The sequence below is a fragment of the Aquimarina megaterium XH134 genome, assembly GCF_000520975.1.
In the GTDB taxonomy this organism is placed as follows: domain Bacteria; phylum Bacteroidota; class Bacteroidia; order Flavobacteriales; family Flavobacteriaceae; genus Aquimarina; species Aquimarina megaterium.
Window position 1 is genome coordinate 1 of sequence record NZ_JACB01000062.1, and the last position, 25,687, is coordinate 25,687.

The window sequence follows — 25,687 nt, forward strand, 5'->3', positions numbered from 1 at the left end:
AGCGAATTTTTCAGATGTTTTATATTGAGGATATAGTGCTAGTCCGTAAAACCCAGAAGCATCTCCGCTTTCTTGTGGTTCTGTAGATACGTAGGTTGTGTTTACGCCGAGATAAAAATCTTGTGTAAGATCCCATCCTGTAGTAAGATCTACCTGAAAAGTAGGACCTACTTCTCCTGGTTCTCCTTCATTACCATATCTAAAATTTAGAAAAGCACTACCATTATCCAGGGTATATCCTATTTGTGCTCCAGCGATATAGGTGTCAAAAGGGTTATTGTCTGTATAATCACTAGGGTTCATTACAGCAAGCATAGCAGACCATTTTTCACTTATTGCAATATCTGCTTTCAAACCAGTATGTGAGAAAGGGCCGTATGAGAACATATACGAAGTAGAGTAATTGAAATTTCCAGTTGGTGAAATCACTTCATACCCTATAAAAGTATTGAAATTACCGAAGGTTAGTTTAATGCTTTTGGTTACATTCCAGTAGACAAATAATTGGTTAATGATTTGAGCAGAATCATCAGAATTAAATACAGCATCTTCGCCTCTGGGTCCAAAGACAAGATCAGCTACGAACCCAACTTTTTCGCCTTCATATTCCAAGACGGTATTAGCCATACCTAATGCAAAGCCATTATCGTTTGCAAATGATGTTTTTGGAGCTACCGAGTTGTCATTAGGCGCTCCAAAATTGTACCTGTAGTATCCGTCGATAGATCCTGATAAGTTTATGTTAGATAATAACTTATCTAGTGTTGATTTTGGTTTTTCTTCCTGGCTAATAACTTTGGAACTTAACAAGATTAAAGTAAAAAGAACTACTTTTTTTAAAAATGTGGTGGTTTTTGTTTTCATAATAAACATTGATTACCGTTATAATTAGTTTTTAATTGGAACGATAAAAATATATAAAAACAAATTTGACCCTATAAAAAATAGGGTATGATTGTGTATTTTTATTTATTTTATAATTTATACCCTATTAAAATTAGGGTATAACTTTTATTTTGATGTATTTTGAGAATTTGAAAGCGTATTTTTAAGCTTTTCTTACAATATGTGCTTGTTTTGGTCTAAAAAATTTTAATAAATAGATTAGAAAGTAGAAGGTGATCAAAAAAACGATATGTATATATTTAGATGAAAGGTATTGAGGTGATTAATGTGCTAAACACTTAATGTAATGCCTGATTGCCTTTTTCTTCGGTTCTAATTCGGTAAGCATCCTGGATATTTGATACAAATATTTTCCCGTCACCGACTTCTCCGGTTTTGGCAGAATCAATTAGTGTACGAATTGTTTTTTCTTCAAATTCATCAGAGACCACTACAGATAAATAACTGCGGGGAATATCAGATGTATTATAGGAGGTCCCCCTATATATACGACTTTTCTTTTCATTACCGACACCAGTTACATCCCAATAAGTAAAGAAATTTATTTCAATTTTATGTAGAGCTTCTTTTACAGCTTCGAATTTTGATTTGCGTATAATTGCTTCAATTTTTTTCATAAGCCTTTATTTGAATTAATCTCTGGTATATTTTTATAGTATTATTTTACTATAAACATCCCTAAAAATATGAAAAGAACTCCAGCTACAAATGATCCAATAGCATAGATCATGAAATTGATAAAATCTCCAGATTTTAGTAATACATGATTTTCATAAGCAAATGTAGAAAAGGTAGTAAATCCCCCGCAAAAACCGGTTGCTAAAAAGGTAACTGTGTTTTGCGATATTACATTGTTTTTAAGAGCTAGCCCAAGAATAATCCCAATAAAGAGACTACCTAAAATATTAGCTGTAAAGGTACCATATGGGATTCCTGTAGAAGAACTATTAAGGTATTTACTTATAAGATAACGTGCGATGCTGCCTGTGCCACCTCCGATAAATACCAAGAGTATTTGTTTCATCTGTTTTATCTATTGTTTTTTTAAGCCCAGGGTAGCATTGATGTATGTTTGTATAAAGCTTCCAATGATATAGGATCAACTAAATTGCTCTATAGTATAGTGTTTAATGTATTAAACTGCATTCTATCAAATCATAGAATGCAGTTTATAAGGTGCTATTTTATTGGAATATAAATTTCGGTAACCCACTCAGCAGGATTTGGTTGTAATGTTGGTTCTACTCGATATACTTCGAAAGCTGCAGATTCTGTATTTGGCTCTAAGTTATTTTCTGCAATATACTTATAACCAGCCTCCCATGCTTCTTTTAGATTGTTGTAATCTCCTTTAAGTGTGGTTTTAACCACTTTCTGTCTTGGTAAAAAATCACAAAGAATAGCGCTTTCTTTTGGAGTAACTACTTTATCTCTGGTTGGTATTGCAGTAGAGAAAATTGCAGTTCCCTGTTCTTCGTTATACTCGTTATATAGTGTAAATGGCATTCCTGTTCGTGGAAGATTGTTTTGTTTCATATACGTATCTACCGCAGGGATCATTTCCTTCATTTTTTCAGGAATTACAGCTATTGAAGAAGCAGTAGCACTGTACATATAGAAACCGCCCCCATGCTCTGTGATTCCATCTACATGAACCGTATATTTTTTCATTTTTTCATCAGTAAATGCATCGAGTTTTTCGAGTCCGCGAGCATACATAGGTTTTAGCATTTTCGATATACTACTATCTTGAGTAGCCCAGAATGCTTTTTCCATAAAAGATTGTTCACCTTTCATACCCCAGGTTACTTTAGTCTTTTTATCTTCAATTTTTTCAAATTTCCAGTACACATCACTTATGCTTTCACCCATAGGAGTGATAAAGGTAATTTTTTGATCTATGCTGGTAAACGGAGAAGTTTTTATGGTCTCCATTTTACCATCTCCTTCTGTTTCACTTTTCCAGCTATAAGAAGCTCCTTCACCACTTGTTTTTTCTGGATATTCCATGATGAAATCATCAGATTCATCCATCCAAGGCCCCCATTTATCCCAGGTTCTATACTCATTGATTGTAGCAAATAACAATTCATCAGGAGCATCGATTACTCTACTTTCTTCTACTTGAAACTCACCGTCTATGGTAGCAACATAAACAGCTCCGCCAATTATTACTAATAATAATAGAAAAAATAAATATTTTACTATTTTCATGTTAGTTAGTTTAGATTGTTTGGTCAGCTAATATAAACAATTTTAACATCCTTTTATTTTGTTACATTTGTCAAAACAATAAAATAAAATAAATGAAACTCGACAGAATATTATTTTTTATAGCGATCACTAGTTTAATGATTGCGTGTAAAAAGGATCCAAGTGTTAAGGATCAAATTGACCAACAGGAACAAAAGCAGGAGGTAACAGAGGAAAAGTTTGATTATGTTGTAGAGCAATTTGCAGATCTTAAAATTTTAAGATACCAAATACCAGGCTGGGATAATCTTACTTTGAAAGAACAAAAATTAGTATATTATCTTACTCAGGCTGGGTTAAGTGGAAGAGATATTATGTGGGATCAGAATTACCGTCATAATCTTACTATTCGAAAAGCATTAGAAAAAGTCTACACTTCTTATGAAGGTAATAAGAGTGATGCAAATTGGAAAGCTTTTGAAACGTATCTAAAACGAGTTTGGTTCTCTAATGGGATTCATCACCATTACAGTAATGATAAGATCAAGCCAGAATTTAGCCAGGATTATTTTAGCTCTCTGCTTGCAGCTACAGGTACAGAAGTATCTAAAGAGGTATATGAAGTGATTTTTAATGATCAAGATGCTAAAAAAGTAAATCAAGCAAAAGGAGTTGATAATGTAGCACTATCTGCAGTTAATTTTTATGGACCTGGCGTTACCAATAACGATGTTACTTCGTTTTATGGTAAAATGAAATCTCCAAATGAAGAGAAACCTTTGTCCTTTGGTTTAAACTCTCAGTTGGTAAAAGAAAATGGAAAATTAAAAGAACGAGTATATAAGTCAGGAGGATTATATGGATCTGCAATCGACGAAATTATCAAATGGTTAGAGAAAGCAAAAGGTGTAGCAGAAAATGAAGCTCAGGGAGATGCTTTGGGATTATTGATCGAATATTATAAAACAGGAAATTTACAAACCTGGGATGATTATAATGTGGCATGGACAGCAGCTACTGATGGTAATATAGATTACATTAATAGTTTTATTGAAGTGTATAATGATCCATTAGGATATAGAGGTTCTTATGAAACTATTGTACAGATCAAGGATTTTGATATGTCTAAAAAAATGTCTGTACTATCAGAAAATGCACAGTGGTTTGAAGATAATTCTCCATTAATGGATGCTCATAAAAAAGATAGTGTGGTAGGAGTTTCATATAAGGTAGTAGCTGTTGCAGGAGAAGCAGGAGATGCATCACCAAGTACACCTATAGGAGTAAACCTTCCTAATGCAAATTGGATTAGAGCTGCTGTTGGTTCTAAATCTGTATCCTTAGGAAATATTATCGGAGCTTATAATAATGCTGGCGGTTCGGGACGTTTAAAAGAATTTGTACATGATGATGAAGAGTTCGAACTAGAAGAAAAATATGGACAATTAGCAGATAAATTACATACGGCATTACACGAAGTAGTTGGTCATGCATCTGGAAAATTAAATCCTGGAGTAGGTGAAACTAAAGAAACATTAAAGAACTATGCTTCTACTATGGAAGAAGGTCGTGCTGATTTAGTTGGATTATACTATTTAATGGATCCAAAATTACAAGAGCTAGGATTGGTTGAAGATTGGGAAAAGACAGGTAAAGCTGCTTATGATGGGTATATTAGAAATGGATTAATGACACAATTGATTCGTTTAAACTTAGGAGATGATGTAGAAGAAGCACATATGCGTAATCGCCAGTGGGTAAGTGGCTGGGCTTTTGAGCAAGGAAAGAAAGATAATGTAATAGAAAAAGTAACCAGAGAAGGAAAAACCTACTATAATATTAATGATTATGCTAAGTTGCGCGAAATTTTTGGACGTTTATTAAGAGAGACACAACGTATCAAATCTGAAGGAGATTATAAAGCGGCAGAAGCTTTGGTAGAAGGATATGGTGTAAAAGTCGATCAGGCAGTACATGCAGAAGTGTTAGAGCGTAATAAGCAATTTACATCTGCACCATATAGTGGTTTTGTAAACCCTGTTTTAGTACCTCAAACCGATGAGGCAGATGAGATTACAGGTTTTGAAGTATTCCAACCTAAAACCTTCGAAGAACAAATGTTATGGTACAGTAAGAATTATAACTTCTTACCAGAGGTGAATTAGAGAAAAACTAAATTATGCTAAACGCCCTTTTCTGTATAGGAGAAGGGTGTTTTTTTATGACAGCATCCAATATTTTGTGTAAATGAATAAAAGTTGTTTTAATTAGGATTGGGAGCAACATTGTCTGAGCCATTTCCTTTCCCTTCCGAGAGAGAGAATCCTATATTGATACCAATACCTAGCCAAGGCTTTTTATTGTATTTCCAATTTACTTCTTTATCATTATTACCTAAAAAATCTAATCCAGAAAAAATTCCAAGATTAATGTTTTTGTCAAAATGAAGAATTAAACCAAATGAAGTAGAAAAAGCACTAGCGGTTCGTTCTTCAGTAACATCGCTATTTTTATTACTTAGGTTTATCGAAGAAAGACCAATACCAATAGAGGGTTCATATAACCAACGATCTTCAATTTTTTTATTGAATCTAAATTGAAAACCGATATTCATTCCAAAGTTTATATTCTGTTCGAAATCAAAATCACTTATTCTTATCTTAAAAGGAATGGTGTAAAAACCAGCTCTAACACCCCTGAAAAAGGGGTAGATTGGATTTGTATACGTATTAAAATCTTTTCTACTCATGTTATGATTAATTATAGCATCATCTTTTTCATAGAGCAACCGATTTAGTTTGTACCCAGAGTCACCAGTAGTATCTGTATGGAATTTGTTTACCGTAAATATTATTGTATCATTTTTTTCATTTCCATCGGATGAAGGCAGAATATTTATCACTTTGATTTTGTAACCTTCTTTATAGCTTATGGTTGTGGATTTATCCTTATAATTGGTGTTGAAAATATAATTAGTTTGCAATTCTTGAGAAATACAATAATATGCCCCAAGCAAACTTATTGTTAGTAGTAATACAATTTTTTTCATGAGTATGAGTGTTTAATATATTATAAATCCACATTGAAGATGTTGTAAAAGGTTATTAGAGTTTTTTTAACTTGTTCCAGGATTTTTGTTAGAACCAGGTGTTAGTAATCCTGCAATCGCACCAATTGCTGTAGAAGCGGTAGCGATTAAAATGTCAGGCACATCAAAATTCTCATTGATTTTCTCCTGACTGGTTAGTATAATTACCCCAACACAAATGGTGAGTACAATAATTCCAAGAAATAGAACTACAAGTCTATAAATGAGTTTATCGTTGAACCATGGTTCAGATTTAAACTTTTTAATTGCGGCTACAGGATCTGATTTAAATTCTTGCTGAAGGGTAGCATCTTTTTCCAGAACAGTTTTGAATTGATTGAAAGAACGGACTTTGTTTTGCATGACTTAATGTTTTAATCCAAATCTACTTCACAATCAAGCACAAAAAAATACCCATAGCAGGGTATATTTATCTTTTAAGGAAGGGAAGATTATCTAAAAATCATACTTTTTTTCTATGGCATAGCGCAATAATTCCCCTTTGCCGTGTAGACCTAATTTGCGAATTATATTTTTACGATGTGTCTCTACTGTGGATACCGAATTAAAACGAATAGCAGCGATCTCTGATGAGGTTTTTCCTTGCCCGATAAGTGTTAGGATTTCCCGCTCACTTTTTGATAACAGTTGCTTTTTAGAAGGTTGTTTAGCATCTTTAGAGAAGAGTGTTGGGCTAATAGCAGCATCAAAATAAGTCTCTCCTTTTGCAATCTGTTGTATTGCTGTTAACACTTCTTCCAGGGGTGAGTTTTTAAGCAAATATCCAGATGCACCTGCTTCGATCATTTGTCGAACAGCATCTTCCTGATCAAACATAGAGAAGGCAATAACTTTGGTGTGAGGAAATTCTTTTTTTATGATTTTGGTAGCAGCAATACCATCAATTTTTGGCATTCTAATATCGGTAAGCACAACTTTGGGTTGTTTTCTTCTTACAATATTGAGGAGTTCTTCTCCATCATTAGCCATACCAACAATACTAATTTCTTCTTCATACCGAAGAAGAAGTTCTACACCATCAATAAGAGATTGGTGATCTTCTGCAATAGCTATTGTGATCATATGGGTATATTTATAATGATGTTAGTTCCTTTTCCTATGGTAGAATCAATCTCGAAGGTACCTTCGAGGTGTTCTACTCGTTTTTCGATATTTCTTAACCCCATTCCTTCTTTTTTGGGTAATATTTTGGCATCAAACCCTTTACCATTATCTTCTATGATAATATTTAAAAGAGAATCATGATTGGTTAAAGAGATGTGTATTTCTGAAGCTTCAGCATGTTTAATAGTATTGGTAATGAGCTCCTGTATCATTCTAAAGATTGAAATTTCTAACGTATTGTCCAATCGCTCCTCCAATCCATAATCTTGTATTTCTATGTGCAAACCATCTCCATTAGATACTTGTTTTGCTAAGTTTTTTATAGCGGGGAGCAACCCTTGATTTGCCATCACTCCACTATTTTTCTCATGAGCGATAGTGCGTACTTTTTGATAAGCTTCATCTAACAGTGCATTCGTTTTAGTATATAATTCTTCTACATGTTCAACTTTGGGGTTGTCTCTATTGTTTTGCAAATGTTGAAAATGAAGTTTAACAGTTGCTAATGTGCTTCCTAGGTTGTCATGTAGCTCATTAGCCAGGCGTTGTCGTTCTTTTTCTTGCCCGGATATCATTGCATCGATAGCAGCGAGCTCTTGTTCTTTAAGTAGTTTTTCTGTTTTTTGGATTTGTATTTCTCGTTCTTGTTCTGCAATACGTTGTTTGCGTTTGGTATTTTTATAGATAAGAAGCGCTATAATGATACCAATTATAATAAAAACAATAGAACCAATTAATAAGTTTTTATTCCGAATTCGACTCGTTTCGGTTTTTAGGTTTGTATTTAATAGTTGTACTATTTTTTTTTCGTTTTGAATTATTTCATTTTCTTTTTCTGAGGTCTGAAGTCTGACATTCAATTCTGATATTTTAATTGTATTTTTTCTGAAATCTAACTTTTGTTCATCTCTTATAGATTCTTTTAAGTATATGTAAGCAGAATCATACTTTTTTAAAGGCTCGAAATAGTTAATTGCAGTATATTTTTTTTGTATAAATCTGGACCGAATAGTATCTGAAATATTCCATTCTTTTTTTGCTTTTTCTAAATTTGATTTTGATTTTGAGAAATTATTATTTATTGAAAACAGTTGACTTTTTTGTATTAAACTACTAAATTTTAGATATTTTAAAAAAGATTTTTTCTCCGTTAGTTCTACGACTTTTTGATAGTTTATGATCGCATTATGAATATCTCCTTGTAATTGATGCCTGAGCCCGTCAAAATATTTATAATAAGAGCTTAAATTATCATTGTATTTTTTTTTTTGAAAATGCTTTTGAAGATTAATGAATGCTTTTTCAAATTGTTTTATAGTGTCATCTCCCTTATTGCGTTTAGAAATCAATTTAATATTATAAATATGAAACCAAAATTGTTCTGTATCATTTTTTATTAGGGATTTAAATTCTTTTAAATAATATAGATGGGTATCACTACTTTGTACGATTTCTTGTGAATACAACTCTAAAAAAAAGAACAATGTTATTTTTTGCCATTTGATTTCTTTATTTTGTTTTGCATGTATAAGAGAGTTAGTTAAAAATTTAAAAGTTTGTTCATTTGATGTATTGTTGTAAAGGTGATACATACCTAATGTGAGATTATAAAGTAACAGGTTATTCCTTAATTTAGCTTCCTTAAGTTGATCATATATTTTTTTATCTTTTTTGGGTTTTTGACCTGAGTTATATACTATTTGTTTCATAAAACTGAAATAAGGAAGATCAACCCCCTTGTCCAGTTCTGGAGCAATTTCATTTAAACGCTCAAAATTTAAACTAAATAAGTTATTGATAAAATCAACTTCTTTATAGTTGGATTGTCCTGCAATGGGACACGTAATTATAACAAAAAAAAGGAGTGCTATTTTTTTCACATAAATATAATTTTATTATTAGATGGAACACAGTTTAAGGATGGATAAGAGCCTGATTGGTTTCCTATAAAAGTGTCATCAGAATATTCAAATTTTTTTCTTTCATTTACATAATACCCGTCTCGCTTAAAACATTCACTATCAAAAACGCCATTATTAAAAGCGCGTTTTATCCAATGTTGCTTAGGATCGTTTGCTATATGACCATTCATAGGAATCAAAACACGATATAAGGTAATGAAATCTTCATCTTTTACAATCATTCCATTAGTTTCAGGAAAAAATCTGGTTAGATCTAGCTCGACATTTTCTTGGAAAGAGTTAGCATTAATGTTATGTTGTACTTTAAGGTCAATCACCCAGCCAGGAATATCATCATTGTCGGATTTTTTAGGTTTATCAAAAGGAGTAATTATCTTCAAGTTTTTTTCACCTTTGTAATTAATTAGAAAGAATTTGATCTTAGTAACGACTCTATCATTTGAGCCTTTTATAGGTTGAACATAAAATCTTGAGAAGACTCCAAAAAAGGTGCCATACAATTGACTTGCATAGGTTGCTTGGATTCTGGGTTCTTTTTCATTATTTGTTAATTCTAAAATGATGTTAGAAGAATAGTCCATAAGTATTACTTTATTTAATTAATGATTAGATTTTTGCTAGAGATGCTGATATATTCAATATTCCTTCACCCCATTTTTTGGTTTCCCATCCTGCTGGTTTTAGTACACTACTAAGTAGGATATCTTTAATCTTGTCTGGTTTGAGATCAATATTTTTTCTTTCAGCTAAGGACAACATAAGCCCAATACCCCCACCGACAATGGGAGTCGCAGCTGATGTGCCCTTGAAAGTGCAATAATCAAGGTATTCTACCCCATTTAATCTATAGTTTTTCCCAGCTTCCCCGGAAAAGTCAGTTGTGATCAAATGTTTTCCAGGTGCCGCTATGTCTACTTCATCTCCCTCATTAGACCACCAACCTCTACTTTGTTTAGCGATGTATTTCCCATCTAAATCTACTGCTCCTACAGATATTACTTCTCTAATTGTAGCCGGAAACTTTACAGATTTTGAGTTGTTTCCTACAGAAATTACAAAGGTTACATTGTTGTTATTGATGTAATATTTAATGCAGTCTGTTATACTTTTTTCCCCTGCAGGCTTAAAAGAATGTTTATTCCAGGGTATTATTATTACTTTCGAGTTTTTAGAATTTACTAACCAATCTATAGCTTTAATAATCATTTCTGGTGTATAAAGATTTTCATTAAAACAGCATTGTAGATGTTCTCTTACAACGGCAGAGGCAATGGAACAACCTGCTCCTAAATTAATCAAATCTTTATTTAAAATTGCATTGGTGGTCATAGCTGTAGCAAGTCCAATACATTGCATCCCATGAGGTCTTTTTTTATTTATTTGATTTGGAGTTTTGGAAGATGAAAAATTTTTTTGAGTAATACCTCCCGTAATAGAGTTATTTTTTATAGCATTATGGTTTATGTCGATAATCGAATCCAGAATACCTATTGTAATATTTGGAGTATTGATTTTGGTTATATCTTTTACTGAGGTATTTATAAGTCTATGTGCACATTCATTTAAAAAGCTTGATTTTTCTATGAGTGTATGTGCTTCTTTTTTATCATCATCGGGCTCCGAAGGATCAAAATCTATTTTTTGGTATGTTTTAAAATTAGGTTCAATATATTCAATGGGTGATGCATTTTTATTGGTTAAGTTAAAAAGCTTATTGAAATCATTTACAGATTTGGCTTCAGAATCATACCTAAAAATGAATAATTGATTTTTTATATTCTCAATATTTTTACATCCATGGTTTTCTCTAATATCTTTTAGTTGAACATTTTTATTAAGTTTAAGCAGGAAAGAAGATGTTCCAGTAAAAAAAATTTCATCTTCATCTTCATCAATATTAAATTTAATTTCTATTTGAACACCCAGAAATTTTTCATCAGTAATTTCCTTTTTTAGATCTAGGTAATCTAAGGAATCTTTTGTACTTATAGTAAGTATGTAATTGTCTGTTTTTTGAATATCAAATTCTGGAAATTCTTGTTTTTTAACTTGTATATATTCTTCCACTAATTCATGTTCCCAATCTGTAGGTAGAAAGATGGCCAGAGATGAACCACTTATTCTCTGTTTTTCTTTCTTATGCCAAAAATAATATGATATTTCTTTCATCTCTAGGTTATTTAGTTACTCCAAAACTCTCAAAAAACAGAGTGTTAATCCATACCCAATACAAGGTATTTTATCCTAATGGTTTAAGAAAAACCAAAAAGATAAGCAGATTACGTACCAATACGGTAGTAACCAAAATGCAACTATTTTGACTGAAATTCTAGGGGTGTTTATGGTTTACTCGGGTTGTAAATACGTTTTTAACGCAAAAAGCAACAAAATAAAGATAATAAAACCAATGAGAATAAAAAGACTACCCTTATAATATTTGCGATGTAGTTTGATATCTTTTCGATAGCTAAATATCATTAAGATGATAAATGCTACGACAAAAAATCCTGCAAATATTAACTGGCCCTGACTAAACATAAATTGTTATTTTTACGGCAAAGATAATCTATAAAAATATACTGATGAAAGATAAAATTGCTGCGGTACAAGAATTTCACACTTCATTTAAACTAGGATATAAAAACGAACCCATAGCCGATCTAGGAGAGGCTAAAAACACACTTCGATTTAACCTGATGAAAGAGGAGAATGAAGAATATTTTGAGGCTGCTCAAAACAATGATTTGGTAGAAGTTGCTGATGCTTTGGGCGATATGTTATATATTTTGTGTGGTACTATTATCGAGCATGGTATGCAACACAAGATAGAAGAAGTGTTTAATGAAATCCAGCGTAGTAATATGAGTAAACTGGGTGAAGATGGACAACCTATTTACAGAGAGGATGGTAAGGTGCTTAAGGGGCCTAATTATTTTAAACCCAATATCAAAGAAATCTTAGATCGATAAATAACTAAAACTCCCGAAAAAATATTTTTTCGGGAGTTTTGTTTTCATAATATAGTCGGTATAATTTTCATACCTCCAAACTACACTTTATATCTCCAGCCAAAAGTATCTTCGGCTTTATTGTATTGAATATCCATTAGTGCTTTTTTGAAATAAGAAGCATAAGAATTTTCTTGCTTTTCGATTTCGTAATGCTCTCCTTTATAACCAAATGCTTTTACAGGGCTCACCACAGCAGCAGTTCCTGCGCCAAAAACTTCTTTTAAACTTCCGTTTTTTGCAGCTTCAACAATTTCGCTAACCTTAACAGGTCGTACATCTACTTTAATACCTTCTTTTTCGGCAATAGTAATCAAGCTTTTACGAGTGACCCCATCAAGAATTCTATCACTAACAGGAGCTGTAAGTAAGGTGTCATTAACTCTAAAGAATACATTCATTGTTCCTGCCTCTTCCATATATTCATGAGTACTAGCATCGGTCCAGATCACTTGTTGGTATCCTTGTTCTTGGGCTAGTTTTGTTGGATAGAATTGCCCTGCATAGTTTCCGGCAGCTTTTGCATATCCAAAACCTCCGTTAGCAGAACGACTAAATTTTTCTGCAACCAATACACTTACATCACCACTATAATAGGATTGAGCAGGTGAGCATATGATCATAAACTTATATTCATCTGCTTCAGAAGCAGAAACACTTGCCTGGGTTGCAATCACAAAAGGACGTATGTATAATGAATTTCCATAACCAGGCTTAATCCATTCATTATCCAATTTTAACAAGGCATTTAGTCCTTCAAAAAAGTAATCTTCAGGAAATTCTGGTATAGCCAAACGTTCTGCAGATATATTGATACGTTTAAAGTTTTCATCGGGTCTGAATAAAAAAGTATCTCCATTATCATCTTTATACGCTTTCATCCCTTCAAAAACTGCTTGGCCATAATGAAAAACACGAGCAGAAGGTTCCATAGTGAGCGGACCGTAAGGAACAATTTCTGGATTTTGCCATTCTCCATTCACATAATCACAGACAAACATATGATCTGTAAAAATTTTCCCGAAATTAAGATTTTCAAAATCTACTTGTCCGATTTTGGACTCACTTACTTCACTAATTTTCAAGGCTTGAGAAATTGTGTTTTTCATTTGTTTCAGTCGTTTTAATTATTTTACATTACATTGATTAAAAGGTTAAGAATGAGTGTAGTCACTACATACTATGGTAAGAGATTTAAAATAGCTACTTTGAAGAAAAGAATATCTAAATTTCTTAATGCTCGTTTTACTTGGTTATCTTTTAAAAGTTAATGATAGCATTAGGCTTTTTTACAGCTTGTTATCATATTCTTTGTCTCAAAACCAAAGGAATACTAACATCCTTTTAATTCACTACAAAAATACCCTTTTCTTATAAAATAAGAATTTTAAAAATGTTTAATTTTGCAAAACATAAAGATAATAAAGGATTATGAAAAAAAATGCACTGTTTTTTGTAGGATTGTTAGTACTAATAGGTTGTAATTCATCGACTAAGACAGAAAACTTTTTTTCTGTTAACGATATTTCAAGTGAAAATTATAAAAGTTTTGGTGATAAAGTATCTTCAGATCATATTTACAATAGAGATGCAATAGCAGAAAAATATGAAAACTTAAAAGAAGGCGATACAGTAGCAGTTGCTTTTTCGAGTACGGTAAATGCTGTTTGTAAGGCTAAAGGTTGTTGGATGAAAGTAGCTTTGGATGGTGATAAAGAAACTATGGTGAAGTTTAAAGATTATGGTTTTTTTGTGCCAAAGAACATAGAAAATGATACTATCATTGTTCAGGGTAAAGCATTTGTGACTGAGATGTCTGTAGATGAACAACGCCATTTTGCCAGTGATGCAGGAAAAACCGAAGAAGAAATTGCCAGTATTACAACTCCTAAGAAAACGTATTCTTTTGTAGCAGAAGGTGTTTTGATAAAAGAATAATGCAAGAAGAGATACAACGTAAAATTATTACCACTGCCGATGGTTCAAAAACCATTCATTTGCCAGAGTTAAATGAGCATTACCATTCTAAACATGGTGCAATTAATGAAGCAAAGCATGTGTTTATTAAAAGTGGATTCGATCATATTCTGAGTAAAAATAAGTCGGGTTCGCTGGATATTATGGAGATAGGTTTCGGAACAGGTCTAAATGCTTTTATAACATTTCTTGAAGCAGAAAAAAATAATCTACCAATTTATTATGTTGGAGTAGAAGGATATCCAGTAGCACTACCAGAGGCCAAACTAATGAATTATCCCGAAGTACTTGCTGTAAAAGAGAAACAACAGGTTTTTGATACAATGCACCAATCATTATGGGAATTGCCAGTAGATATCACTTCAAACTTTAAACTCGTTAAGCGTAAGCAGTTTTTTGCAGATATAATAGATGAAAACAGTTTTGATTTAATCTATTTTGATGCTTTTGGAGCTAGGGTACAACCCGAACTTTGGACAATAGAGATTTTTAGGAAGATGTATGAAGCACTTCGTTCGAGAGGAGTTTTGGTTACTTATGCGGCAAAAGGCAGCGTAAGACGTGCAATGCAAGAGGTAGGTTTTGTAGTAGAAAGACTTCCCGGGCCACCAGGAAAACGAGAAATGCTTAGAGCTACAAAAGTAAAATCATAAATATACTATTTATTAGGAAGTTAGAAGAATACTAAACGTATGTTAAACCTATAATAAAGAGATAGGTTTTATTGTAAGTCGGTAGTATTTTGCAGTAAATTAATTATCTAATAATCACTAAAATTTAGACATGTGAAAGTTTTAATTACTGGTGCAACAGGTTTGGTAGGCCAGGAAATAGTTAATCTGTGCCATCAATCTGGAATCGAAGTAAACTACCTTACCACTAGTAAAGATAAGCTAAGTTCTAAAACGAACTATACAGGTTATTTTTGGGATCCAAAAAAAGGGGAAATCGATACCAATTGTTTTAATGATGTCGAAGTGATTGTTAATCTAGTTGGAGCAACGGTAGCAAAACGGTGGACATCTTCTTATAAAACAGAAATATTAGAAAGCAGAACACATACTGCTTCTCTTATTTTAGAATCATTAAAAAATATAAAACATTCGGTTCGTCATATTGCTTCTGCAAGTGCTATTGGTATATATCCAGATTCTTTTCAGAATTATTATACAGAAGATGCTCCAGAGTGTGACACTGGATTTTTAGGAGAAGTAGTTACCCAATGGGAGAATGCTGTCTTGCAGTTTAAAACGTTAGATATCGAAGTTAGTCTACTTCGTATTGGATTGGTTTTATCTGAGAAAGGAGGAGCTTTTCCCAAAATGGCAAAACCTATTCGATTTGGAATGGGAGCTTTCTTTGGAAATGGTAAACAATGGCAAAGTTGGATTCATGTTAATGATCTGGCCCGCATGTTTATGTTTGTTATAGAAGAAGAGTTAACAGGAGTTTTTAATGCGGTGGCTCCTAATCCTGTTTCTAACAAAAAACTAATGAATACTATAGCAGAGAAATTAGATAAAAAAATAATTTTGCCTAATGTACCAAGGCTAACAATGAAATTGTTTTTAGGAGAAATGCATAGCCTTTTGTTTTCTAGTCAGCGGGTTAGTAGTAGTAAGATTTCTACTACAGGATTTGATTTTAATTTTGATAATATTGCTTCAGCAGTAGATGTGCTTATCGATAAAGAGGCTAGATAAAAAAACCGATACTCTTATGAGTACCGGTTATAGTTTTTATAAAGAAAACAGGATTAAGCTTTATTAGCTTTAAGGCTAAGTTTTATTTCGATATCGTCATTAATGAATTTATCTCCCAGGTTCTCAAAAACCGATTTAGATCCATAATTTACGCCCCATTCTGTACGATTAATAGTAAACACTTCAGTGTTTAATGTTATTACATCACCTTCAACAGAAGTTGTGGCAGGAAATGAGATGTTTTTCTTAGTACCTTTTATAGTTAAATTTCCATCAATAAAAGTTTTTCCTTCTTTTTCACTAATTCCGGTTACTTCAAAAACAGCTTTCGGAAATTTAGCAACATTAAAGAAATGATCTTCTTTTCCTTCTCCTTCTCCTTTAAGGTGTCCTTCCAGATAGGCTTTATCATCTCCTTCAAGATCAGTGACATTTATAGAGGTCATATCAATGGTAAAAGATCCACTTGTGATTGCTCCTTCTTTAGTTTCAAATGTACCACTAGCTAGCTTTAAGGTTCCTGTATGCTTTTCTAAAGGCTTAGATCCAACCCAGTCTATAGAACTTGATGCAACATCGACATTATACGTAATAGCTTCTACCGGAGCTTCTTTTACCTCCTCTGGAGTATTAGCTTTTGTTTCGTTTTGTTTTTCTCCTTTACAAGAATAAACAGTTATTAGAAGCACAGTGATAACAAGTGTGCTAACAAATTTAATTTTCATAAATATTAGTTTTAGTTAAAAATGATGTCAAAATTATTTTTTTATAGAAGGAATACTCTTAAATATATACTAAAAAAATCCTGTGACATTATGACATTAATTCAAAAATGGCAGTACTTTTGCTTATTCAAAATGAAAACGTATAAAAGGTACGAGTTACATGAGTAAGAAAAATAAAAACACTGAAGATGTAAAAGATCAAGTAGAAGAAGTACTTGATGCTCCTGTTGAAGAGACAGAGAAAGAAGAGGTAGTAGATGCAGAAACACTACTAAAAGAAGAACTTGAAAAGGAAAAAGACAAGTTTTTAAGACTTTTTGCCGAGTTTGAAAATTATAAAAAAAGAACCTCTAAAGAGCGTTTAGAATTGTTTAAAACTGCAAGTCAGGACGTTATACAGTCAATGTTACCTGTGTTAGATGATTTTGATCGTGCATTAAAAGAAATTGAAAAATCAGAAGATACAGCGCTTATTGAAGGCGTAGAGCTAATCCATAACAAACTGAAGGAAACTTTAAAAAGTAAAGGTTTATCTGAAGTAGAAGTATCTGCGGGAGATGTTTTTAATGCTGATGATCATGAGGCAATTACCCAAATACCTGCTCCAAATGATGATCTAAAAGGAAAGATTGTAGACGTTATAGAAAAAGGATATAAGTTGGGAGAGAAAGTAATTCGTTTTCCAAAAGTTGTGACTGGTCAATAAGAAATTATGAAGGAAGATTTTTATGACATATTAGGTGTTAGCAAAAATGCTACAGGAGCTGAAATAAAAAAAGCGTATCGTAAGAAAGCTATAGAATACCACCCCGATAAAAACCCGGGGGATAAGACTGCCGAAGAAAAGTTTAAAAAAGCTGCAGAGGCATATGAAATTTTGAGTGATCCTGATAAAAAGGCACGTTATGATCAGTATGGACACCAGGCTTTTGAAGGCGGCGGCTTTGGTGGCGGTGGAATGAATATGGATGACATATTTAGTCAGTTTGGTGATATTTTTGGTGGTGGCTTTGGTGGTTTTAGCGGTTTTGGCGGCGGAGGCGGAAGACAACGCAGAGCTAAAGGAAGTAACCTTCGTATTCGTGTTAAGCTTACATTAGAGGAAATCGCAAATGGTGTTGAAAAGAAGATTAAGGTAAAACGAAAAATTCAAGCACCAGGTACCACCTATAAGACATGTAGTACATGTAATGGAGCAGGACAAGTAACCAGAATTACTAATACTATATTAGGGAGAATGCAAACATCTTCTCCGTGCCCTGCCTGTGGAGGAGCTGGTCAGACAATAGATCATAGGCCTGCCGATGCAGATGCTCAAGGTTTAAAAGCTATAGAAGAAACAGTAAGCATAAAAATACCAGCAGGAGTAGAAGATGGGATGCAGCTTAAAGTTGCTGGAAAAGGTAATGAAGCTTCTGGTAATGGAATCGCAGGAGATCTTTTGGTCGCTATAGAAGAACAGGAACATCCCGAATTGCAGAGAGAAGGAAATAATTTACACTATGATTTATACATTAGTTTTTCTGAAGCTGTTTTAGGAGCGTCCAGAGAAATTGATACGGTATCGGGTAAAGTGAGAATTAAGATAGAAGATGGAGTACAAAGCGGTAAGATTTTGAGATTGAGAGGAAAAGGAATTCCAAGTCTTAACGGTTACGGAAAAGGAGATCTTTTGGTACATGTTAATGTCTGGACACCAAAAGCCCTAAGCAAAGAACAACGAGAATTTTTTGAAAAAATGGCTAAAGATGATCATTTTAGACCTAGCCCCGATAGTGGAGATAAGTCATTTTTTGAAAAAGTAAAAGATATGTTTTCTTAATAAAATTATGTGATTAGACCTACTTTTAATCATTATAATTCTATTAACGTTTGATTAAGAAAAATTCGTATATTTGAGACATCACTAGCGCATTTAGTGATAATTTTTCTTTTTCATAGCAATTTTTTTCCCATCCTTAATACTTGTATTCAGGGTGGGTTTTGTTTTTAGAATTATGTACTTACGTAATTCAGGCTAAAAAAGAGAGACCAAATTTATTGCTGTTTTATCTTATTAATCATTAACATAATTAGCATAAGTTTTTAAGTTTTCGTATCATTCGGGTTTCATATTAAACTACAATCATATTTTATATCTATGGCTAATCTTTTAGAGGTACAACAAGCCACTAAACAATTTGGAAATTTTACAGCATTGCAAGATGTATCAATCCAGGTACCTAAAGGAAGTATATTTGGATTACTTGGTCCTAATGGAGCTGGCAAAACAACACTAATTAGAATCATTAATCAAATCACTTTGCCTGATAGAGGAAGTGTATATCTGGATAATGAACCGTTAAAACCACAGCATATTAGAGATATTGGTTATCTACCAGAAGAAAGAGGTCTGTATAAATCTATGAAAGTAGGTGAACAAGCATTGTATTTGGCTCAACTTAAAGGTCTTAGTAAAGCCGAAGCCAAAGAACGTTTGACATATTGGTTTGATAAATTTGATATTTCACATTGGTGGAACAAAAAAATACAAGAGCTCTCTAAAGGAATGGCACAAAAGGTACAGTTTATTGTAACTGTACTTCATAAACCTAAGCTACTAATTTTTGATGAACCATTTAGTGGTTTTGATCCCATAAATGCCAATGTTATTAAAGATGAAATTCTACAACTACGAGATGAAGGAGCAACAGTCATATTTTCTACTCACCGTATGGAAAGTGTTGAAGAATTATGTGATCATATTGCCCTAATAAATAAGTCTAAAAAAATACTAGAAGGGAAGGTAACCGATATAAAGAGAGCCTATAAATCTAATACATTCGAAGTAGGTATTTTAACCGAAAATAACACCGATTTATATACCACATTACAAGGTAAGTTTGATGTAACCCCCGCAGATTTTAAAACAATTGATGATCAATTGAAAATGAAAATAACTTTAGATAATAATACATCCTCGAATGAATTATTACAGTATTTATCAGATAAAGGCCAAATAATGAGATTTAATGAAGTGATCCCAGGAGTTAACGAGATATTTATTAAAACCATTACAGAGAATGAGTAATCTAAAATTAATTATCAAAAGAGAATTTATAGCTCGAGTTCGGAACAAGACCTTTGTAATGATGACCTTTTTAAGTCCTTTGATCATGGTAGGTATGATTTCTTTAATTGCCTGGCTCGCGACCTTAAACAATGATGAAATTCGTAAAGTAGCATTCTATGATGAAACAGGATTGTTTAGTACTGATTTTAAAGATTCTGGGGATGTCGACTATATAGATTATAGTCATCTAACTTTAAACGATGCAAAAGATTCTGTAGTTATCAAAAAACTTGATGGACTATTGTATGTGCCAAAGAAAAACTCTAATAGTGAACTTGCCAAATCAATACAGTTTTATGCAGATGAAGCACCAAGTATTTCAATACTTAATAGAATTGAAAAAATTATAGCTAACAAGTTAACCAATCAAAATTTTGAAGAAAAAGGACTGGATCTGGATGCCATAGAAAACTCAAAAGCCAAAGTAAATATTCTAATAGAAAACTTTTCTGGAGAGAAAACATCAAAGATGTCTAGTTATATAAAAATGATTTTTGGTGGTGTAGCGGGGTATTTCTTAATGATGTTTATTATCATTTATGGTAATATGGTAATGCGATCTGTTATCGAAGAAAAATCTAATCGAATCATAGAAATTATCATTTCTTCTGTAAAACCATTACAACTTATGATGGGTAAAATTCTGGGAACTTCTTTTGCAGGGATTCTTCAGTTTCTCATATGGGTGATTTTGGGTGGAGTGTTACTTGCTGTAGTATCTTCGGTTTTTGGGATAAATCCACAACCTGTGGGTATAGATCAATCGATGGCTATGCAAGGAGATAGTCAGCAAGAAATACAACTAATACTTCAAGATATCATGAAGCTTCCATTAGGGACTTTAGTGTTGTCTTTTTTTATTTATTTTATAGGAGGATACTTTTTGTACAGTTCGATTTATGCTGCTATAGGAGCAGCTGTTGATAGTGAAACCGATTCGCAACAATTTATGTTACCTATTATCTTGCCACTAATGCTGGGGATTTATGTAGGGTTCTTTTCTGTAATAGAAAATCCTCATGGCACAGTATCTACAGTGTTTTCTATGATTCCTTTAACTTCTCCAATAGTAATGTTAATGCGTATACCTTTTGGGGTACCCTGGTGGGAAGTATTGATTTCTATGCTTCTATTAGTAGGAAGTATTATCTTTATCACATGGCTGGCAGGAAAAATATACCGGGTAGGAATACTTATGTATGGTAAAAAACCAAGCTATAAAGAGTTATTTAAGTGGATGAAATATTAACGCTATGATGCAGGAAGAAATTACAGAACAAGTAAAGGAGCAGGTTAAAGAAGTTATTCCTAAAAATATTTGGGATACCCTGCAAGAATTTTTTAGTTATGAAATTTTTCATTTCGGAACAGACGAACATCCCTTTGTACTTACTGTAGGTTTATTATTTTTTGTATTACTGGTTTTTGTTATTACTTCGGTTATCTTAAAACTTACAAAGAGAGTTTTTACCCGTAAAATGCAGAGTCAGGATAAACTTAAGTTTGAATCGGTATTCTCATTTTCAAAATATTTCATTTATCTCATTGTTATCTTTTTTGCATTAGATAGTATTGGATTTAATATCACAGCTATATTTGCTGCTTCTGCTGCATTATTAGTTGGTGTAGGTCTTGCATTGCAAACTTTTATTCAGGATATTTTATCCGGGATATTTATTTTTATAGATCAAACGGTACATGTAGGCGATATTATAGAATTAGATGGTAAAGTAGGACGAGTAGAAGAAATAAAATTAAGAACGACTAGAGCAGTAACCATTGATAATAAAGTTTTAATTATCCCTAATCATAAATATATGTCCTCGTCCTTATATAATTGGACTCAAAACGGGACAGTAACCAGAGAATCTGTTTCTGTGGGCGTTGCTTATGGTAGCGACACACAATTAGTGAAAGAGTTATTGATTAAGGCAGCATCTTCTAATTCAAATGTGCTAAAAGACCCACCTCCAATGGTTTTATTCACAGATTTTGCAGATAGCTCATTAAATTTCAAAATAATTTTTACTATTGATGATAGTTTTCAATCAGGAGTTCCTAAAAGTGAGATTAGATTTGAAATAGATCGTTTGTTTAGAGAGCATAACATTAATATTCCTTTCCCACAACGAGAAGTTACCATTATAAAAGAATGAAAAAAAAGAGATAGAAAAGTATAACATACGCCCCAAAAAATGAGAAAGAAGAACCTGATTTTGATATGCATATTATTATATAGCTTTAATGGCGTACGTTGTCAGAGTACTGATTTAGCAAGAATCGAATATACATATATCCCACAAGCCGATAGTGATAATGTCTATAGCCGTATTAGAGTTTCTGCTAATTATCCTATTAAAATGGATGATAAAGGAACTTATCTGGTAATCGGTGCACAATATAGATTTAATAATCTACAGATAGATGATGAGTTGGGATTTGATGATCGGGGAGAACTAAATAGTTTTCATACAGCAGCTGTAGAGTTGGGGTATACCTTTAAGATGAAAAACAATTGGCGATTTGGGACTAAATTTGGAGTTGGAATTTCATCTAATTTTGAAGGATCGGGTTTAGAGAGTGATGATTTTAGATACAGAGGATCTTTATATTTTGTAAAGACCTATAAAAATATACAAGAACCAAAAACAGCTCGTTTAATTGTAGGAGTGCAGTATACTAACCCTGCAAGCCTTAATTTTCCACTTCCTATCATTAATTATTATAAAAGATTTCATCAAAGCTGGTCCTATGCTATAGGGACTCCTAAAACAAATCTTAAATATTTTTTTAATGAGAAAAGTACACTTCAGGCTTTTGTCGGGCTGGATCGTTTTTATGGTAATTTACAAAATAACAGAGCATATGTAAATGAAAACGGAGAAACAAAAGTAATAGAAAATGTATCGATGTTTAATGTTATGGGAGCATTGGGGTATGAATATTATTTTACGGAACACTTATTGTTTTACACATATGCAGGATATACATTAAGTAATGAAATTCGTTTGCGAGATGGTAATCAAGAAAATGTATTAGCAATCAATGATAAAAATACATTCTATTTTCGTAGCGGAATAAAATTAAAAATATAATGGCAAAAATATTAGTAATCGAGGACGAAGCAGCAATCCGTAGGGTTCTGGTAAAAATTTTATCTGAAGAAAATAGTAAATATGAAGTCTTTGAAGCCGAAGATGGGCTTTCTGGTATAGAAAAAATCAAAGCAGAAGATTACGATCTTGTGCTTTGTGATATCAAAATGCCAAAAATGGATGGGGTAGAAGTATTAGAGGCTATTAAAAAGATAAAACCCGAGATTCCTATTGTCATGATTTCTGGTCATGGGGATCTGGATACTGCCGTAAATACAATGAGGTTAGGTGCTTTTGATTATATTTCTAAACCGCCAGACCTTAACCGTTTACTCAATACAGTACGTAATGCCTTAGATCGTAAGGAACTCGTTGTAGAGAATAAAATGCTTAAGAAAAAAGTCTCCAAAAATTATGAGATGATTGGAGAATCAAAAGCTATTTCTGATATCAAGAGTATCATCGAAAAGGTTGCTGCAACAGATGCAAGAGTTTTAATTACCGGCCCTAATGGTACAGGTAAAGAATTAGTTGCGCACTGGATTCATCAAAAAAGCGATCGCTCAAAAGGACCAATGATAGAAGTAAACTGTGCAGCAATACCTGGGGAATTAATAGAAAGTGAACTTTTTGGACATGTAAAAGGAGCTTTTACATCGGCCAATAAAGACCGCGCCGGTAAGTTTGAAGCTGCTAATGGAGGAACCATATTTCTTGATGAAATAGGAGATATGAGCCTTTCTGCACAAGCAAAAGTACTTAGAGCACTACAGGAAAATAAAATACAAAGAGTAGGTAGTGATAAAGATATCAAAGTAGATGTACGTGTAGTTGCTGCAACAAATAAAGATTTAAAGAAAGAAATAGCAGAAAATAAATTTAGAGAGGATCTCTATCACAGATTGGCAGTGATTTTGGTAAAAGTTCCGGCATTAAATGATAGAAGAGATGATATTCCTTTATTGATAGAGTATTTTGCTAAAAAAATATCAGGAGAACAAGGATCACCTATTAAAACGTTTTCTCCCAAAGCTGTAAAACAATTACAGCAATATGATTGGACAGGTAATATAAGAGAACTACGCAATGTAGTCGAACGTTTAATTATTCTTGGCGGTAACGAAGTAAGTGAAGAAGATGTAAAACTATTTGCGGCTAAGTAATTATTAATCTTCATCCTTTTATATGATCATAACGATCAATTATATTTTTTGATGAAAACAATTGTTGTAATTAATACGTCTTATATTACGACCAATTCTAGTATATGCCCAAAATAATGAGAAGAATTTTATTGTTGACTTCGTTGTTGTGTATACCCCATATGTCCTCTGCTCAATATGATCCGGGAGCAACTAATTATGGATTTGCAGCGGCAAAAAGTTTTGGACTCGAAAATGAATTAGCATTAGGAGTCAGGATAGAATATGCTTTTAATTGTTACACCACTTTTTTAGGAGAATACAATCGTTCATTTGCTATAGGTGCAGATCAAGAGTATGAAGGGTATAATGAACTGGCAATTGGAGTAAATTTAATTTTATTTAATTGGTATCCTACTACAATAACCGCCGGAATAGGATATGTAGGTAATGATTCAGATGAATTTGAAGCAATTGAAGAGGATGCTTTTCTGGGGTTTAGAACAGGAAGTTTTAACCATGGAGCGCAAATAAAAATAAGAGCATTACATCAGATTTCTATACCTGTACATATTTTTGCAGAACTTAATGTTAAGAGTTTAGGACGTAGATATGATACGTTTATGGTTGGATTTAGCTATGATTTTTATGCTAGGTAAGCCTGCTTATTTTTCAAATGTTTCTTATTAGACCTTAGATTTTGTTAAAAAAATATATTAAAAATGGGTATTGATAAACTATTTTCCTACAAACCCAAAACTTTAGTATCTTTCGGGTGATAACACAAATCATAGTATGAAGAAGATAAATCATAAAGATTTTATGGTATCTAATACCGTAGAATTATCCAAAATCCCAACCACCTTTGACCTTAATGAGAGCGAGAAAAAAATTGAGAAAGAACTCGAAGAAACACGTGAGAAATTAGGAAAGCTTCAGGATACTTTATACGCCCATGGCAAGTATGCTGTGCTGGTTTGTCTTCAGGGTATGGATACCGCTGGTAAGGACAGTTTGATTAGAGAAGTATTTAAAGATTTCAATACTCGTGGTATTATTGTTCACAGTTTTAAGGTGCCTACAGCGTTAGAACTAGGTCATGACTATTTATGGAGACACTATATCGCTTTGCCACAACGAGGAAAGTTTGGAGTCTTCAATAGAACACATTACGAAAATGTTTTGGTAACACGAGTACATCCAGAATATATAATGGGAGAAAATATACCTCATATCAATACAGTCGAAGATATTAATGATGCATTTTGGGAGCAACGTTTTGAACAAATTCGAAATTTTGAAAAACATATTGCCGAAAACGGTACTTTGATTTATAAATTTTATTTGCATTTATCAAAAGAAGAACAGAAGAACAGGTTACTTCGAAGACTAGAGAAGAAAGAAAAAAACTGGAAGTTTTCTGCAGGAGATCTAAAAGAACGTAAACTTTGGGATCAATATCAGGATTGTTATCAGGATGCCATAAATAGAACTTCTTTACCACATGCCCCGTGGTATGTGATTCCTGCCGATAATAAACCCGTAGCACGATATATTGTAGCAAAAACGTTATATACAACACTAAAAGAATATGATGATATACAAGAACCAGAATTAGATAACAAAACAAAAGCCAATCTGGATTTGTATAAACAAGAATTAGAGAACGAATAAAAAAGTTTAAGAAAATA

Annotated in this window: 27 protein-coding genes; 14 read left to right on the top strand and 13 right to left on the bottom strand. The window is 32.8% G+C overall.

From position 1 onward, the window contains the following. The 4 genes from Z053_RS0124960 to Z053_RS0124975 form a co-directional block, all read right to left on the bottom strand. Positions 1-864: outer membrane beta-barrel protein (locus tag Z053_RS0124960; RefSeq protein WP_025667691.1), on the bottom strand; the 864-nt coding region annotated here is incomplete at its 3' end. A gap of 320 nt (positions 865-1,184) precedes the next feature. Then, positions 1,185-1,523 (bottom strand): P-II family nitrogen regulator, encoded by a 339-nt coding sequence (locus Z053_RS0124965; protein ID WP_025667692.1) that lies wholly within the window; start codon positions 1,521-1,523, stop codon positions 1,185-1,187. Positions 1,524-1,564: 41 nt separating this feature from the next. Next, entirely contained in the window at positions 1,565-1,930 is a 366-nt protein-coding gene (gene crcB / locus Z053_RS0124970) for a fluoride efflux transporter CrcB (RefSeq protein WP_025667693.1), read from the bottom strand. 155 nt (positions 1,931-2,085) lie between these two features. Next, positions 2,086-3,120 carry an SRPBCC family protein gene (locus Z053_RS0124975; protein ID WP_025667694.1) on the bottom strand — a complete coding sequence of 345 codons (1,035 nt, stop codon included), beginning with the start codon at positions 3,118-3,120 and terminating at the stop codon, positions 2,086-2,088. 92 nt (positions 3,121-3,212) lie between these two features. On the opposite strand from Z053_RS0124975, the gene Z053_RS0124980 reads away from it, so the two are divergent. Next, positions 3,213-5,264 (top strand): dipeptidyl-peptidase 3 family protein, encoded by a 2,052-nt coding sequence (locus Z053_RS0124980; RefSeq protein WP_025667695.1) that lies wholly within the window; start codon positions 3,213-3,215, stop codon positions 5,262-5,264. 98 nt (positions 5,265-5,362) lie between these two features. Here Z053_RS0124980 and Z053_RS0124985 read toward each other — a convergent pair whose 3' ends face one another. The 7 genes from Z053_RS0124985 to Z053_RS31995 all read right to left on the bottom strand — a co-directional run bounded on the left by Z053_RS0124985 (position 5,363) and on the right by Z053_RS31995 (position 11,772). Further along, complete coding sequence (locus Z053_RS0124985; RefSeq protein WP_025667696.1) at positions 5,363-6,148, bottom strand: hypothetical protein; 786 nt, start codon at positions 6,146-6,148, stop codon at positions 5,363-5,365. Positions 6,149-6,214: 66 nt separating this feature from the next. Beyond that, on the bottom strand, positions 6,215-6,550 hold the full coding sequence (locus tag Z053_RS0124990) for a hypothetical protein (RefSeq protein ID WP_025667697.1): 336 nt from the start codon (positions 6,548-6,550) through the stop codon (positions 6,215-6,217). 93 nt (positions 6,551-6,643) lie between these two features. Next, entirely contained in the window at positions 6,644-7,270 is a 627-nt protein-coding gene (locus Z053_RS0124995; RefSeq protein ID WP_025667698.1) for a response regulator transcription factor, read from the bottom strand. Continuing rightward, positions 7,267-9,192: a sensor histidine kinase gene (locus tag Z053_RS0125000; RefSeq protein ID WP_025667699.1), complete on the bottom strand. Its 1,926-nt coding sequence runs from the start codon at positions 9,190-9,192 to the stop codon at positions 7,267-7,269. The genes Z053_RS0124995 and Z053_RS0125000 overlap by 4 nt, the downstream gene beginning before the upstream one ends. Beyond that, entirely contained in the window at positions 9,189-9,815 is a 627-nt protein-coding gene (locus Z053_RS0125005) for a hypothetical protein (RefSeq protein ID WP_025667700.1), read from the bottom strand. Before Z053_RS0125005 ends, Z053_RS0125000 begins: the two co-directional genes overlap by 4 nt. A gap of 25 nt (positions 9,816-9,840) precedes the next feature. Next, positions 9,841-11,403, bottom strand: a complete 1,563-nt coding sequence (locus Z053_RS0125010) for a S8/S53 family peptidase (protein WP_025667701.1) — start codon at positions 11,401-11,403, stop codon at positions 9,841-9,843. 177 nt (positions 11,404-11,580) lie between these two features. Next, positions 11,581-11,772: a hypothetical protein gene (locus Z053_RS31995; protein WP_035096817.1), complete on the bottom strand. Its 192-nt coding sequence runs from the start codon at positions 11,770-11,772 to the stop codon at positions 11,581-11,583. 44 nt (positions 11,773-11,816) lie between these two features. On the opposite strand from Z053_RS31995, the gene Z053_RS0125020 reads away from it, so the two are divergent. After that, on the top strand, positions 11,817-12,203 hold the full coding sequence (locus Z053_RS0125020; protein WP_025667702.1) for a pyrophosphohydrolase domain-containing protein: 387 nt from the start codon (positions 11,817-11,819) through the stop codon (positions 12,201-12,203). 80 nt (positions 12,204-12,283) lie between these two features. Here Z053_RS0125020 and Z053_RS0125025 read toward each other — a convergent pair whose 3' ends face one another. Next, positions 12,284-13,351 (bottom strand): branched-chain amino acid aminotransferase, encoded by a 1,068-nt coding sequence (locus Z053_RS0125025; protein ID WP_025667703.1) that lies wholly within the window; start codon positions 13,349-13,351, stop codon positions 12,284-12,286. A 322-nt stretch (positions 13,352-13,673) separates the two neighbouring features. Here Z053_RS0125025 and Z053_RS0125030 point away from each other — a divergent pair, with 322 nt between their 5' ends. The 3 genes from Z053_RS0125030 (at position 13,674) to Z053_RS0125040 (ending at position 15,922) form a co-directional block, all read left to right on the top strand. Beyond that, positions 13,674-14,180 (top strand): DUF4920 domain-containing protein, encoded by a 507-nt coding sequence (locus Z053_RS0125030; RefSeq protein WP_025667704.1) that lies wholly within the window; start codon positions 13,674-13,676, stop codon positions 14,178-14,180. Positions 14,181-14,191: 11 nt separating this feature from the next. Further along, positions 14,192-14,872, top strand: coding sequence for a tRNA (5-methylaminomethyl-2-thiouridine)(34)-methyltransferase MnmD (gene mnmD / locus Z053_RS0125035; RefSeq protein ID WP_025667705.1), 681 nt, complete (start codon positions 14,192-14,194; stop codon positions 14,870-14,872). Between the two features lie 132 nt (positions 14,873-15,004). After that, positions 15,005-15,922 (top strand): TIGR01777 family oxidoreductase, encoded by a 918-nt coding sequence (locus Z053_RS0125040; protein WP_025667706.1) that lies wholly within the window; start codon positions 15,005-15,007, stop codon positions 15,920-15,922. Between the two features lie 53 nt (positions 15,923-15,975). On the opposite strand, the gene Z053_RS0125045 is transcribed toward Z053_RS0125040, so the two are convergent. Beyond that, positions 15,976-16,647, bottom strand: coding sequence for a YceI family protein (locus Z053_RS0125045; RefSeq protein ID WP_025667707.1), 672 nt, complete (start codon positions 16,645-16,647; stop codon positions 15,976-15,978). Positions 16,648-16,807: 160 nt separating this feature from the next. On the opposite strand from Z053_RS0125045, the gene Z053_RS0125050 reads away from it, so the two are divergent. The 9 genes from Z053_RS0125050 (at position 16,808) to Z053_RS0125090 (ending at position 25,670) form a co-directional block, all read left to right on the top strand. Further along, the gene (locus tag Z053_RS0125050; protein WP_025667708.1) at positions 16,808-17,353 is read left to right on the top strand and encodes a nucleotide exchange factor GrpE; all 546 of its coding nucleotides are present in this window, start codon (positions 16,808-16,810) and stop codon (positions 17,351-17,353) included. A gap of 6 nt (positions 17,354-17,359) precedes the next feature. Further along, a complete protein-coding gene (dnaJ, locus tag Z053_RS0125055; protein ID WP_025667709.1) occupies positions 17,360-18,469 on the top strand; it encodes a molecular chaperone DnaJ in 1,110 nt (369 codons plus the stop codon). Between the two features lie 318 nt (positions 18,470-18,787). Beyond that, entirely contained in the window at positions 18,788-19,717 is a 930-nt protein-coding gene (locus Z053_RS0125060) for an ABC transporter ATP-binding protein (RefSeq protein WP_025667710.1), read from the top strand. Further along, the gene (locus tag Z053_RS0125065; protein ID WP_025667711.1) at positions 19,710-21,008 is read left to right on the top strand and encodes an ABC transporter permease; all 1,299 of its coding nucleotides are present in this window, start codon (positions 19,710-19,712) and stop codon (positions 21,006-21,008) included. Before Z053_RS0125060 ends, Z053_RS0125065 begins: the two co-directional genes overlap by 8 nt. 4 nt (positions 21,009-21,012) lie before the next feature. Further along, positions 21,013-21,915, top strand: coding sequence for a mechanosensitive ion channel family protein (locus Z053_RS0125070; RefSeq protein WP_370540762.1), 903 nt, complete (start codon positions 21,013-21,015; stop codon positions 21,913-21,915). Positions 21,916-21,954: 39 nt separating this feature from the next. Further along, complete coding sequence (locus Z053_RS0125075) at positions 21,955-22,854, top strand: hypothetical protein (RefSeq protein ID WP_025667713.1); 900 nt, start codon at positions 21,955-21,957, stop codon at positions 22,852-22,854. Beyond that, entirely contained in the window at positions 22,854-24,017 is a 1,164-nt protein-coding gene (locus tag Z053_RS0125080; RefSeq protein WP_025667714.1) for a sigma-54-dependent transcriptional regulator, read from the top strand. The genes Z053_RS0125075 and Z053_RS0125080 overlap by 1 nt, the downstream gene beginning before the upstream one ends. 116 nt (positions 24,018-24,133) lie before the next feature. Next, on the top strand, positions 24,134-24,655 hold the full coding sequence (locus Z053_RS0125085) for a hypothetical protein (protein ID WP_152538394.1): 522 nt from the start codon (positions 24,134-24,136) through the stop codon (positions 24,653-24,655). 136 nt (positions 24,656-24,791) lie between these two features. Continuing rightward, positions 24,792-25,670: a PPK2 family polyphosphate kinase gene (locus Z053_RS0125090; protein WP_025667716.1), complete on the top strand. Its 879-nt coding sequence runs from the start codon at positions 24,792-24,794 to the stop codon at positions 25,668-25,670. The last annotated feature ends 17 nt before the right edge of the window (positions 25,671-25,687 follow it).

Coding starts and splice junctions, on each gene's coding strand:
- Z053_RS0124965 (WP_025667692.1), bottom strand. CDS start 1,523: ATGAAAAAAATTGAAGCAATTATACGCAAATCAAAATTCGAAGCTGTA.
- crcB (WP_025667693.1), bottom strand. CDS start 1,930: ATGAAACAAATACTCTTGGTATTTATCGGAGGTGGCACAGGCAGCATC.
- Z053_RS0124975 (WP_025667694.1), bottom strand. CDS start 3,120: ATGAAAATAGTAAAATATTTATTTTTTCTATTATTATTAGTAATAATT.
- Z053_RS0124980 (WP_025667695.1), top strand. CDS start 3,213: ATGAAACTCGACAGAATATTATTTTTTATAGCGATCACTAGTTTAATG.
- Z053_RS0124985 (WP_025667696.1), bottom strand. CDS start 6,148: ATGAAAAAAATTGTATTACTACTAACAATAAGTTTGCTTGGGGCATAT.
- Z053_RS0124990 (WP_025667697.1), bottom strand. CDS start 6,550: ATGCAAAACAAAGTCCGTTCTTTCAATCAATTCAAAACTGTTCTGGAA.
- Z053_RS0124995 (WP_025667698.1), bottom strand. CDS start 7,270: ATGATCACAATAGCTATTGCAGAAGATCACCAATCTCTTATTGATGGT.
- Z053_RS0125005 (WP_025667700.1), bottom strand. CDS start 9,815: ATGGACTATTCTTCTAACATCATTTTAGAATTAACAAATAATGAAAAA.
- Z053_RS0125010 (WP_025667701.1), bottom strand. CDS start 11,403: ATGAAAGAAATATCATATTATTTTTGGCATAAGAAAGAAAAACAGAGA.
- Z053_RS31995 (WP_035096817.1), bottom strand. CDS start 11,772: ATGTTTAGTCAGGGCCAGTTAATATTTGCAGGATTTTTTGTCGTAGCA.
- Z053_RS0125020 (WP_025667702.1), top strand. CDS start 11,817: ATGAAAGATAAAATTGCTGCGGTACAAGAATTTCACACTTCATTTAAA.
- Z053_RS0125025 (WP_025667703.1), bottom strand. CDS start 13,351: ATGAAAAACACAATTTCTCAAGCCTTGAAAATTAGTGAAGTAAGTGAG.
- Z053_RS0125030 (WP_025667704.1), top strand. CDS start 13,674: ATGAAAAAAAATGCACTGTTTTTTGTAGGATTGTTAGTACTAATAGGT.
- Z053_RS0125045 (WP_025667707.1), bottom strand. CDS start 16,647: ATGAAAATTAAATTTGTTAGCACACTTGTTATCACTGTGCTTCTAATA.
- Z053_RS0125050 (WP_025667708.1), top strand. CDS start 16,808: ATGAGTAAGAAAAATAAAAACACTGAAGATGTAAAAGATCAAGTAGAA.
- dnaJ (WP_025667709.1), top strand. CDS start 17,360: ATGAAGGAAGATTTTTATGACATATTAGGTGTTAGCAAAAATGCTACA.
- Z053_RS0125060 (WP_025667710.1), top strand. CDS start 18,788: ATGGCTAATCTTTTAGAGGTACAACAAGCCACTAAACAATTTGGAAAT.
- Z053_RS0125065 (WP_025667711.1), top strand. CDS start 19,710: ATGAGTAATCTAAAATTAATTATCAAAAGAGAATTTATAGCTCGAGTT.
- Z053_RS0125070 (WP_370540762.1), top strand. CDS start 21,013: ATGATGCAGGAAGAAATTACAGAACAAGTAAAGGAGCAGGTTAAAGAA.
- Z053_RS0125075 (WP_025667713.1), top strand. CDS start 21,955: ATGAGAAAGAAGAACCTGATTTTGATATGCATATTATTATATAGCTTT.
- Z053_RS0125080 (WP_025667714.1), top strand. CDS start 22,854: ATGGCAAAAATATTAGTAATCGAGGACGAAGCAGCAATCCGTAGGGTT.
- Z053_RS0125085 (WP_152538394.1), top strand. CDS start 24,134: ATGAGAAGAATTTTATTGTTGACTTCGTTGTTGTGTATACCCCATATG.
- Z053_RS0125090 (WP_025667716.1), top strand. CDS start 24,792: ATGAAGAAGATAAATCATAAAGATTTTATGGTATCTAATACCGTAGAA.